The 11,007-nt window shown below is 67.5% G+C and carries 11 protein-coding genes; 6 read left to right on the top strand and 5 right to left on the bottom strand.

Annotated features, from left to right (window positions below; translation table 11 throughout):
• The 3 genes from RMO40_RS23035 to RMO40_RS23025 all read left to right on the top strand — a co-directional run.
• Positions 1 to 790: helicase-related protein (locus tag RMO40_RS23035; RefSeq protein WP_309725935.1), on the top strand; the 790-nt coding region annotated here is incomplete at its 5' end.
• A gap of 47 nt (positions 791 to 837) precedes the next feature.
• Positions 838 to 1,164 carry a DUF1801 domain-containing protein gene (locus tag RMO40_RS23030; RefSeq protein WP_309725934.1) on the top strand — a complete coding sequence of 109 codons (327 nt, stop codon included), beginning with the start codon at positions 838 to 840 and terminating at the stop codon, positions 1,162 to 1,164.
• A complete protein-coding gene (locus RMO40_RS23025) occupies positions 1,161 to 1,556 on the top strand; it encodes a YciI family protein (protein ID WP_309725933.1) in 396 nt (131 codons plus the stop codon). Before RMO40_RS23030 ends, RMO40_RS23025 begins: the two co-directional genes overlap by 4 nt.
• Positions 1,557 to 1,611: 55 nt before the next feature.
• Here the strand turns inward: RMO40_RS23025 and RMO40_RS23020 are convergent, their stop codons facing one another.
• On the bottom strand, positions 1,612 to 2,763 hold the full coding sequence (locus RMO40_RS23020; RefSeq protein WP_309725932.1) for an FAD-dependent oxidoreductase: 1,152 nt from the start codon (positions 2,761 to 2,763) through the stop codon (positions 1,612 to 1,614).
• A gap of 516 nt (positions 2,764 to 3,279) precedes the next feature.
• Here RMO40_RS23020 and sppA point away from each other — a divergent pair.
• Positions 3,280 to 5,139 (top strand): signal peptide peptidase SppA, encoded by a 1,860-nt coding sequence (gene sppA, locus RMO40_RS23015; protein ID WP_309725931.1) that lies wholly within the window; start codon positions 3,280 to 3,282, stop codon positions 5,137 to 5,139.
• Between the two features lie 14 nt (positions 5,140 to 5,153).
• On the opposite strand, the gene RMO40_RS23010 is transcribed toward sppA, so the two are convergent.
• Complete coding sequence (locus RMO40_RS23010; RefSeq protein ID WP_309725930.1) at positions 5,154 to 6,260, bottom strand: DUF2855 family protein; 1,107 nt, start codon at positions 6,258 to 6,260, stop codon at positions 5,154 to 5,156.
• Positions 6,261 to 6,339: 79 nt separating this feature from the next.
• Here RMO40_RS23010 and RMO40_RS23005 point away from each other — a divergent pair, with 79 nt between their 5' ends.
• Positions 6,340 to 6,999: a TetR family transcriptional regulator gene (locus RMO40_RS23005; protein WP_309725929.1), complete on the top strand. Its 660-nt coding sequence runs from the start codon at positions 6,340 to 6,342 to the stop codon at positions 6,997 to 6,999.
• Here the strand turns inward: RMO40_RS23005 and RMO40_RS23000 are convergent.
• Both RMO40_RS23000 and RMO40_RS22995 read right to left on the bottom strand, forming a co-directional pair.
• The gene (locus tag RMO40_RS23000) at positions 6,961 to 7,953 is read right to left on the bottom strand and encodes an AEC family transporter (RefSeq protein ID WP_309725928.1); all 993 of its coding nucleotides are present in this window, start codon (positions 7,951 to 7,953) and stop codon (positions 6,961 to 6,963) included. The two genes, RMO40_RS23005 and RMO40_RS23000, sit on opposite strands and share 39 nt — an antisense overlap.
• Positions 7,954 to 8,058: 105 nt before the next feature.
• Positions 8,059 to 8,820: an SDR family oxidoreductase gene (locus tag RMO40_RS22995; protein WP_309725927.1), complete on the bottom strand. Its 762-nt coding sequence runs from the start codon at positions 8,818 to 8,820 to the stop codon at positions 8,059 to 8,061.
• A 95-nt stretch (positions 8,821 to 8,915) separates the two neighbouring features.
• Between RMO40_RS22995 and RMO40_RS22990 the strand changes: the two genes are divergently transcribed.
• Entirely contained in the window at positions 8,916 to 9,824 is a 909-nt protein-coding gene (locus RMO40_RS22990; protein ID WP_309725926.1) for a LysR family transcriptional regulator, read from the top strand.
• 156 nt (positions 9,825 to 9,980) lie between these two features.
• Here RMO40_RS22990 and RMO40_RS22985 read toward each other — a convergent pair.
• A partial coding sequence (locus RMO40_RS22985) for an alkaline phosphatase D family protein (protein WP_309725925.1) occupies positions 9,981 to 11,007 on the bottom strand: 1,027 nt, incomplete at its 5' end.

Genomic DNA, 11,007 nt, shown 5'->3' with positions numbered 1-11,007 from the left:
CGCCTGCCCCGACTGTGGCAACGCCGATATCAGCTCGCTCGGCCGCGGCACCGAGCGGCTGGAAGAACAGCTCGCCGCCGCCCTGCCCGGCGCCCGCGTGGCCCGCATCGACGCCGACAGCACCAAGCTGAAGGGCGCGCTCGAAGCCCAGCTTTCGGCCGTGCACGCCGGCGAGGTCGACGTGCTGGTCGGCACGCAGATGATCGCCAAGGGCCACGACTTCCGCCGCATCACGCTGGTGGCCGCCGTGAGCCCCGACAGCGCCCTGTTCAGCAGCGACTTCCGCGCGCCCGAGCGCTTGTTTGCCCTGCTGATGCAGGCCGCGGGCCGCGCCGGGCGCGACGCCGCGCAGTCCGAGCGCAGCGAGATGTGGGTGCAGACCTGGCACCCCACGCACCCGCTTTACGGCGCGCTGCGCCAGCACGACTACGCGGCCTTTGCGGCCAGCCAGCTGAAAGAACGCGAGATGGCCGGCCTGCCGCCCTTTGCCCACCTCGCGCTGATGCGCGCCGAAGCCCGCACCGCCGAGGCGGCGCGCGACTTTCTGCAGGCCGCGGCCGAGCTCGCCGCGCAGATCCCCGGCGCTTCCGAGCTGCTGATCTACCCGGCCGTGCCCACCAGCGTGGCGCGGGTGGCCAACATCGAGCGCATGCAGATGCTGGTGGAAGCGAGCACTCGCGGTGCGCTGCAACGTGTGCTCACGCCGTGGGTGGCCGAGCTGCCTTCGTTGCGCAGCCAACACAAGGCGGTGTTGCGCTGGGCGCTGGACGTCGACCCGCTGGCGATCTGAGCTGAGGCTGCGCCGCCGAGAGCTCTTCAGGTTCAGACCCCATGCCGATGAAAAAATCCGCCCCCGCGGCCAACCCTGACGCCTGTGTGGCCTCGCTCAATGGTTGGCAACAACGCTACGTGCAGGCCCTGCGCGAAGCGGTGCTCAGCGCTGCGCCCTTGAGCGAAGTCATCAAGTGGGGCCACCTGGTGTACTTCTCGAACGGGCCGGCGAGGCTCATCCGTGCTGAAGAGGCGCGTGTGCTGTTTGGCTTCTGGCGGGGCCAGCGCCTGCGTGGCATCGAGCCTCGCCTGAAACCCGGCGGCACGTGCGAAATGGCGACCCGACCGCCCTGCCCCCTGCCTTGTAGATCACCCAACGGAACACGGCCATGACAAAAACTCCGCCCCAGTCAGACTACCTGCTCCTCTCACGCGGTCAATGGGACCCAGACAAACCGCCGGAAGAGATTCAAGCGGCGATCGACGCCTTCTACCTGTGGCATGAGCGGCTGGTCGCCGAAGGCAGGTTCAAACCCGGCCAACGGCTTGCGATAGACGGCAAGACGGTGTCGCGATCGGGCATCACGGACGGCCCCTACGCCGAGGCGAAAGAGGTTGTCGGTGGCTACTGGTTCGTGGTGGCCAGCAGCTTGCAGGAGGCGGCTGCCATCGCGGCCCAAAGCCCGTGCCTGGCTTGCGGCCTGGCGTACGAGATTCGCCCGATCGAGATCGAGCGCGCAAGCGCCTTCAGGGACAGCAACGAAACGCCGAGCCGTCCCCGCTGATTTCAGCAAACCATCATCCGCCCGGCCAAGCCCAAAGCCTAGCGACTGGCCACTCTCAGGTCAGCAAGCCCGGCACCTGCGTCACCAGCGCCTGGCGCTGGGTGGTGGCGCTGCCGAGCAGCGCGAAGCCGAGCAGCTGGCCGTCACCGCTCATGAAACGTGCGTCGCAGGCGTCGTCGGTCAGCGTCACGCTCCACGCGCCTGAGGCATCGAGCGGCGGTGGGCACACCACCGTCGGGCAGGCGGGAGTTTTCACGAGCACCGGCATCGCGGGGTAGAGCACGGGTGTCGGTGTGCCTGCGAGCGTGGCGGCGAGCGCACGGGCCTGCTGCATGATGGGCATCACATAGGGCAGCGTGTGCCCGGCCACCTCGGCACAGTCGCCCAGCGCATGCACGTTCGGCGCGCTGGTGGCGAGCAGCCGGTTGGTGACGATGCCGCGGTTGACCGCCAGCCCCGCCTCGCTGGCCAGCGCGGTACGCGCGCGCAGGCCGATGGCCGAGAGCACCAGGTCGGCCTGCAGCGTGCTGCCGTCGTTCAGCGTCACGATCAGGCCGGGCGCCGTGCGATCCACCGCTTGAGCCGACACGCCAAAACGGAAATGCGCGCCGGCCGCTTCGAGCCGCGCTTGAAGACGCTCGCTGGCCTCACGCGGCAGCAGACGGGGCAAGGCGCGGTCGGCCAGGTCGATCACGGTGGGAGCGATCTCGCGTGCCAGCAGGTCATTGGCAAACTCGCAACCGATCAGGCCACCACCGAGGATGGCGACCGTCTTCACGCCCTCGAGCCGTTCGGCGAAACGTGCGTAGTCGTCGAGGTCGTTGACCGACAGCACCGTGTCGGCGGCGTCGCCTTGCAGCGGCAGGCGGATCGGGTCGGCCCCCAGGGCCAGCACCAGGTCGCGGTAAGCGAGTGATTCGCCACCCGCGAGCCGCACGCTCTTGGCGCCGGTGTCGATGCCTTGCACCTCGGCCAGCGGCTTGATCGTGGCATTGAGCTCGGCCGCCATCTTGTCGGCGGCCTTCATCACCAACGTGGCGGCGGTCTTCTTGCCGGCCAGCGCGTTCGACAACATCGGCTTGGAATAAAACCCGGCGTGGTCGCGGCTCACGATGACCAGCGGCGTCTCCTTGTCGAGCTTGCGGAACTCGCGGGCGAGCGTGTAGCCGGCCAGGCCGGTGCCGAGGATGACGAGGGGGAGGGGCATGGTCTGCGTTTCCGTTGAGGTCAGGCGCCCCACGACGACGCGGGTGGCGCGCAAGCCTAACTCAGAGCAGGCCCAGAAAAGACAGGCAAAGAAAAGACGGGCTGCGCTCACGCGCGGCCCGCCCAATGAGCCACAGCATTCAGGGAGGGAGGGAGGAGGGAGCTGTGACCCGGAAAAATAGTACGCCCAGGCCCAGCCAGCGTCTGTAGGAAAAACCGCCGTTTTGGCGATTCGTACGCGCGTGCCGCAAACCGCTTCGGCCGCCGCGAACAGCGTTTCGCGCCTCGCCGGCCACGCTTTGTCTCATGCCGCTGTGGCGGCGCACGCGGCGGCCCGAAAGTCACCTCCAACGCCACCACCGCTTGCGGCCCCCGACATGAACACCCGCCCCACCCCGATCGGCTTTGCCACCATGATGATCCGCGCCCAACGCCGCCACAACGCACGCTGCGCCGCGCCTGCCTATACAGTGCAGCCATCACCCCCCCGACCGACCCGGTCGCGCCAGGAGCCGAGATGCCCGCCTCACGTTTTGCCGCCACCCCCCGCCGCTGGTTCGGCCGCCTCTGGTGGCTGATTGATGCCACCCGCCGCACGCTGTTCAACCTGGTCTTCTTGTTGATCGTGGTGGCGGTCATCGTGGCCATCGCCACCAGCGGCCCGGCCAAGCTCGAAGACAACACCGCCCTGGTGCTCAACCTGCGTGGCCCGCTGGTCGAACAACACCCCGCCGGCATGCGCGACGCGGCCCTGGCCCAGCTGAGCGGTGACGCACAACGCAGCACCCAGCTGCGCGACGTGCTGACGGTGCTCGACGCCGCAGCCATGGACCCGAAGATCACCCGCGCCGTGCTGGTGCTCGATGACTTCAAGGGCGGCGGCCTGGCCGGCCTGCGTGAAGTGGCGGCCGCGTTGCAGCGCTTTCGTGCCAGCGGCAAGCAGGTGGTGGCCTGGGGCGCTGGATACGACCAACGCCAGTACTACCTGGCCGCGCACGCCGACGAGGTGTTGTTGCACCCGATGGGCTTCGTCTTCATGCAAGGCTACGGCCGCTACCAGAATTACTACCGCGAAGTGCTCGACAAGGCGGGCGTCACGGTCAACCTGGTGAAGGTCGGCAGCTACAAGAACTTTGGTGAGCCTTTCACCGCCACCGGCCCGTCGCCCGAGTCGATCGAGTCCAATGGCTTTCTCTACAACGCGCTGTGGGCCTCTTACACCGACGGTGTCGAAAAAGCACGCAAGCTGCCCTTCGGCAGCGTGATGGCCATGATCAACGAGCTGCCGCAACGCCTCACTGCGGCCGGCGGCGACGCAGCCAAGCTGTCGCTGGACAGCAAGCTCGTCGATGGCCTCAAGACCCGCGACGAGCTGCGCCAGATGATGATCGAGCGCGGTGCCAAAGACCCCGAAGGCAAGACCTTCCGCCAGGTGTCGTTCGACAACTACCTGGCACGGCAAAAGCCGCAGTACGTCGGCGACGCCATCGGTGTGGTGGTGGCCGAAGGCGAGATCGTCGACGGCAATGCACCGGCCGGCACGGTGGGGGGTGCGTCCACCGCCGAGTTGATCCGCAAGGCGCGCGACGACAAGAGCGTCAAGGCGCTGGTGCTGCGCGTCAACTCCCCCGGCGGCTCGGCCTTCGGCTCCGAGCTGATCCGCCGCGAGCTGGAGCTCACCCGCGCCGCCGGCAAGCCGGTGGTGGTGTCGATGGGCGACCTGGCGGCTTCAGGTGGCTACTGGGTCTCGATGTCGTCAGACGAAGTGATGGCCGACCCCGGCACCATCACCGGCTCGATCGGTGTGTTTGCCTTGCTGCCGAGCGCCGACAAGGCGCTCGAGAAGATCGGCGTGCGCACCGCCGGTGTCACCACCACCTGGCTGGCCGGCGCCGGCGACCCGCGCCTGCCACCCGACCCGCGCTTCACGGCCGTGTTGCAGATCGCCATCAACCAGATCTACGCCGACTTCACCAACAAGGCGGCGCTGGCGCGCAAGACCACGCCCGACAAGATCGACGCCGTGGCGCAAGGCCGGGTGTGGACCGGCACGCAAGCCAAGGAGCGCGGCCTGGTCGACACGCTGGGCGGCTACCACGAAGCGCTCAAGTCGGCCGCCACGCGCGCCAAGCTGGCCGACGACGCGCGGGTGGTCTACATCCAGCCGGAGCCGGGCCGTGCCGAGCGCCTGCTGGAGCTGCTGGGGGCCCAGGCGCTGCAGTCGCTGGTGGCGCGCTTCGACCTGCAACTCACTCCAATCGGCGTGCCCGGGCAGCTCGTGCAGGAGGCCCGGCAGGAGCTGGGCTGGCTGGTGGACATCACCGACAAGCGCAAACCGTTTTCGGCGATCACGCACTGTTTGTGCGGGCAGCCGTAAGGGGAGAAACCGCTTCAGTTCAACGCCACCACGTGCCCTTGTTTCGGGTCGACACGGCCCGAAACAAGGGCATCGATCAGGTGGCGTGCATCGGCGAAACCGCTGTGCGGCACCACCTGCATCCACGGGTTCTTGGCGTCGCTCACCCGTTGAATGAACGCCAGCTGCGCCGCGTTGAAACGGCGCGTGACTTCAGCCGCACCCCAGTCGGCGTTGCGCTTCTTGATCTGGTACGGCGCGAAATAGGGTTGTGGCTTGGGGCCGGCCAAGGTCTGCACATCCTGGCTGAGGTGCTCGTGTGACTGCGCCGAGCCGGCGTAGCAGTCGTGCACCAGCGAAGCCCCAAAGTGCTCGTGCACTCGGCGGCGCAAGCTCACGTCACCCGAGAAGTCGACATACAGCGTGGGCACCTTCGCATCGAGCGACTCCACCGCGTCGTAGGGGACGCTACCTTGGTAGCAGCCCAGGCCATCGACAAACGTCTTGTTGCCCGCCGAGGTGATGCCCACCACCCGCACCCCCGGCTGGTCTTGCAGGCAGAAGACGGTGCCGTAGGCCGTCTTGCTGGACGCGCTCGACACCACCACCTGGCTGGCGCCGAAGAAGCCGTTGTCTTGCAGAAAGTCGGCCAGCATGAACGAGGTGATGAACAGCGGGCGCAACAGCATCTGGTGGCTCTCGTGCTCCTGGCGGTAGGCCGCATCGGTGGCGGTGCGCTGGTAATGGTTGTAGGCCGAGGTGAGCTCCAGGCGGTGCGGTGTGCCGTCGTAGAAACCGCGCTCGCTCACACGCACCGGCTGCACCACCAGGTGGCTCGCGATGGGCCAGAAGCCGTAGAAACGTTCGCCCACGTCGACGCCGTCGACGGTCGACGTCACCACCTCGGCAAAGCCCCACGCGGGCATGTGGCCCCAGCCTGCTTCGGCGCCGGGGAAGAAGCTCCAGTAGCGCAGGTGTGGCACCTCGCCGAACGCGGCGTAGGTGATATTGTTCGCCGTCAATGCGAGGCGGTCGATTCTCAGCAGGGCCTCGCCAGGCTTGATCCCGGCCAAATTCGAGACCACCACGCGGGTGTTGTCGAGCGCGGTCTTGTCGGTTTGCAAACGGATCAGCACGCCCATGAACAGTCTCTTTCGTGTGGGGTCACAGTGCACAAAATGTATGTCGCGGGCAGCGTGAGCGGGTTCGGATACTGATGCGATGGTGACCCCTCACCCGGCAGCCAAGGCCAAGCCTCTCAAACGTCCCACGCAGGCCCGCGCCAAGTTCACCGTGCAGGCCATCTTTGATGCCTTTGTTCGGATCTGGCAGCGCGACGGCTGGGCCCGCCTGACCACCCGGGCGGTGGCACTCGAAGCCGGCATCGCGGTTGGCACGCTGTACGACTACTTCCCCAACAAGGCGGCGCTGCAGTCGGGCTATGTGCGCCACTGCATCGAGACGCTGGTGCACGCCGTGGATGAGCTGGCGGCGCAGCCCGCGTCGCTGACATGGCGCGAGCGCATCCAGCGGCTGGTGCGGCTGGCCTGCGGTGCGCACGGCAACCCCTTGGCGTGGTTCCACCCCGACATGCTGGCACTCGAGCCCGAGGTCGCCGAGCCCAAGCACCAGCGCCGCGCCCATGAAGAGCTGGCCGCCATGTGGCAGCGGGTGTTCGACGCCTGCACCGACCTGCCCCAGCGGCCCTCGCCCGAGACTGTGCGCGCCTTGCACCTGGCCGTGTGGGGCGGGCGGCGTTACGCGATGCTGGTGGGGCTGGATGCCGAGGAGATGCGGCAGTGGGCGGGCGAGATGGAGCGCCTGGTGTTCGCTGCCGTGTTGTCAACCGGCCTGGATGCCCAGGCCCCAGGCCAGCAGTGAGAAGGTGACAAACGCGAGCACCGTGCTGGCCATGATGATGCGCGCCACCCGGCCGTTGTCGGCACCGTAACGTTCGGCCAGCAGCGACACATTGCTCGCGCTCGGCAGCGCGGCGGCGAGCATCAGCACGCTGAGCCCGAACTCGGGCACCGGCACACCGGCCGCACGCAGCAGCAGCCCCACGCTCAACACCAGCAGCGGGTGCACAAAGAGCTTGATCAGCGCGACCGGCAGGTACTGCGAGGTGGGCGTGCGGGTGTGCACGTGCTGGCCGGCACGCCACAACACCGCGCCGATGGTGAACAGCGCCACCGGCGTGGCCGCGTCGCCCAACATCTTGACGATCTGCGCCAGCGGCCCGGGTAGCGTGAGGCCTGTGGCCGCCGATGCCGCGCCCAGGCCGATGGCCCAGGGCAGCGGGTTGCTCATGGCACCGCGCAGCGAGCGCAACACGGTGGTGAGGGTGCTGTCGTGAGGCGCCGCGTCGTCGCCATGCCAGGCTTGCGCCAGAGCAATGCACAGCGAACTGGTGAGAAACAGGTCGACCAGGATGGTGCCAATCACCGGCCCGGCGGCACGCTCACCCAGCAGCGCCACCAGCAGCGGCACGCCCATGAAACCGGTGTTGGGGAAGGCGGCGACGAGCGCACCGAAGGCGGCGTTTTTCATGTCCACGCCCTTTTGCGAATCGGCGCGGCGCAGCGTGACCGCCACGGTGAAAAACACCACCAGCAGCGCGCACAGCGCATACACGCCGATCAACGACGGGTTGATCAGCTGCGCAAACGGCATGCTCGCGCCGAAGCGAAACAGCATGCAGGGCAGCGCAAAAAACAGCACGAAGGCGTTGAGCCCCGGAATGGCCGCTTCGGGGAGCACACGGCGCTGCGCGGCAAGGTAGCCGCACAACACCAGCGCAAAAAAAGGAATCGTGACCGCGAGGATCGCCTGCATGGGCAGCGAGTATCGCCGCCATGCCGAGGGGTTTCATGTCCGGCGCCGGGCCGCCCCAAGCCGGACGACGCCCCTTGGGGGCAGGAGCGCAGCGACTGGGGGGCCTCAAATCATCTGGCCGCCTGAGACTTCGATGCGCTGGGCGTTGACCCAGTGGCTGCCGGGTGACAACAGCGCCGCAATGGCACCGCCAATGTCATCGGGCTGACCCACACGGCCGAGCGCCGTCTGCGACGCGATGGCCGCGTTGAGCTGCGCGTTGTCGCGCACAGCGCCGCCACCAAAATCGGTCTCGACGGCACCGGGCGCCACGGTGTTGACGCTGATGCCACGCGCGCCGAGCTCCTTGGCCTGGTAGCGCGTGAGCACTTCGATGCCGCCCTTCATCGCGGCGTACGCGGCATAGCCCGGCAGTGCAAAGCGCGTCAGGCCCGACGACACATTGACGATGCGCCCGCCATCGTTGAGCAGCGGCAAGAGGGCCTGCGTCAGGAAATAGGGGCCCTTGAGGTGAACGTTCATCAGCTCGTCGAACTGCGCTTCGGTCGTTTCGGCAAAGCTGGCGTGGTGGCCCATGCCGGCGTTGTTGACGATCGCATCGAAGCGCTCGCGCTGCCAGTGCTGCGCCAAGGCGCGCTTCACCTGCTCAGCAAAGTCGCGGAAGCCGCGGCTGTCGCCCACGTCGAGCGCGAGTGCGACGGCACGGCGGCCCCTGTGCTCGATCTGCGCGACGACCGCCGCGGCCTCGGCGGCGTTGTGGCGGTAGGTGAGGATCACGTCGGTGCCTTGGGCGGCCAGTGCCAGCGCGGCGCTCTTGCCGAGCCCGCGGTTGCCGCCGGTGATCAGTGCGATGGAAGGTGTGTTCATGAGATGCCTCTGCTCAAAGTGGGTTGCGATGAGGGCACTTTATTGATCCAATTCCCGCAGATAAACCGCCACAAACTGATTAGTTTGTTCATCTCATGAGAACAATCGAAGGCCTGCAAATCTTTGTGCGGGTGGCCGAGTTGAGCAGCTTCACCCAGGCCGCCGAACAGTTGAGCCTGCCCAAGGCGCGCGTCTCGACCGCCGTGCAGCAGCTCGAAAGCGAGTTGGGCACACGCTTGCTGCACCGGACCACCCGGCGGGTGCAGTTGACACAAGACGGCCAGGCTTTCTACGAGCGCAGCAAGGATGTGCTGGCCGACATGGACGAGTTGCAAACCATGTTTCAGCAGGGCGTGCAGTCGCTTCGCGGGCGCTTGCGGGTCGACATGCCCACGCTGATCGCGCGCGACCAGATCGTTCCTCGCCTGCCGCAGTTTCTGGCCGAACACCCGCACATCGACATCGAACTCAGCAGCACCGACCGCCGCGTCGATCTCGTGCGAGAGGGGTTCGACTGCGTGTTGCGCGTGGGGCCGCTGGTCGACTCAGGCCTGGTGGCGCGGCCCCTGGGCGAGCTGCAGCAGGTCAATTGCGCGAGCCCGGCCTACCTGCGACAGCACGGCACACCGACAACGCTGAACGAGCTGGCCGCCCACCGGCTGATTCACTATGTGCCAACCTTGGGCGCCAAACCGTCGGGCTGGGAGTATCAGGAACAGGGGCGCACCCAGACGGTCGCGATGGCGGGTGGGCTCACCGTCAACAGCACCGAGGCCTACCAGGCCGCGTGCCTGGCGGGGCTGGGTCTGATCCAGGCGCCAGCGGCGGGCGTGCAGTCGCTGATCGAACGCGGTTTGTTCGTCAAGGTGATGCCACAACACCGCGCACCCCCACTGCCGGTGTCGCTGCTGTACGCCAACCGCCGCAACCTGCCCAAGCGCGTGCAGGTGTTCATGGCCTGGGTGGCACAGACGCTGGCGCCGTATCTCGACACGGGCCAATGATCGTGGGGGGTCCCACGGGCCCCCCGCAGGTCGCGGGGGGAGATCCAGCTCTATGGGGCCGGCGGGGTCTTGCCGGCAAGCGCGCGAGTATCCGAGCTTGCATTCAACCCAGTGGAAGAGAGGGCTATCTACTTACACGACGCGTGTTGTGAGGCACTACGCGGCTTGTGCACCCGGCCGGCCCAGCTCCACCGCAAAACGTGTGGCAATGTTCACGGAAGAAGAGGGGTCCTTGGGGTCTTGCACGGTCCACAGGCTGGCGTCGAGCCGCTTGGCGCCAAGCGTGAAACCGACATAGCCGCGCAGGTCAGTGCGCGAATAGCGCACATGCGGGTTGAAAGGCAGCGCGGCGTCGACGCGAGACTGCGCCAGGCCGTTGCTGCTGATCGAGGTGCCACAGAACTCGGTGGCAATGACCGGCGACTTGGCATCGTCGTAGTCGGCCTTCAGGTCGGCCACGTAGTTCGCGTGCACGTCGCCGCCCAGCACCACCACACCGGGCAACTTGCGCTCGGCCACCGTGCCGAGCAGGCGCTTGCGTGACGCGGCATAGCCGTCCCAGCCATCGGTCCAGTAGGTGCCACCCTCGGCGGGGTCAGACCATGTGAAGCGCGACATCAAGGTTTGTTGCGCGAGCAGATTCCACCCTCGCGTGCTGTCCCAGCCCTGCGCCAGCCAACGTTCCTGGTCGGCACCGAGCAGCGAGCGCTTGGGGTCGACCAGCTCGGGGCAGTCTTTGAGCTTCACGGTGTTGGAGCCGTTGCGCCCGGGCCGGGGGCAGGCCTGCACGTCGCGGTATTGGCGGTCGTCAAGGGTGTGGATGCGTGCCAGCGTGCCCCAGTCGTAGCGCTCGTACAGGCGCATCTCGCTGCCACGCGGGCGCATGGCCTTGGGAAACGGCATGTGCTCCCAATAGGCCTGCGTGGCGGCGGCGCGGCGTGACGCGAACAAGGCGTCGGGCCCACCTTGCGGGCGGCCATCGGCGTAGTCGTTGTCGATCTCGTGGTCGTCCCACACCACCAGCCAGGGGGCGGCGGCGTGCGCGGCCTGCAGGGCCGGGTCGCCCTTGTATTGCGCGTAGCGGTTGCGGTAGTCGTCGAGCGTCTGCGTGGCGGTGCCCGCGTGGTGGCGCAGCGCCAGCGGTGGCGAGGCGTATTCGTAGATGTAGTCGCCGAGGAACAGC

The organism is Rhizobacter sp. (assembly GCF_031412075.1).
GTDB lineage: Bacteria > Pseudomonadota > Gammaproteobacteria > Burkholderiales > Burkholderiaceae_C > Rhizobacter.
This window is presented reverse-complemented; position numbering and strand designations above follow the sequence as displayed.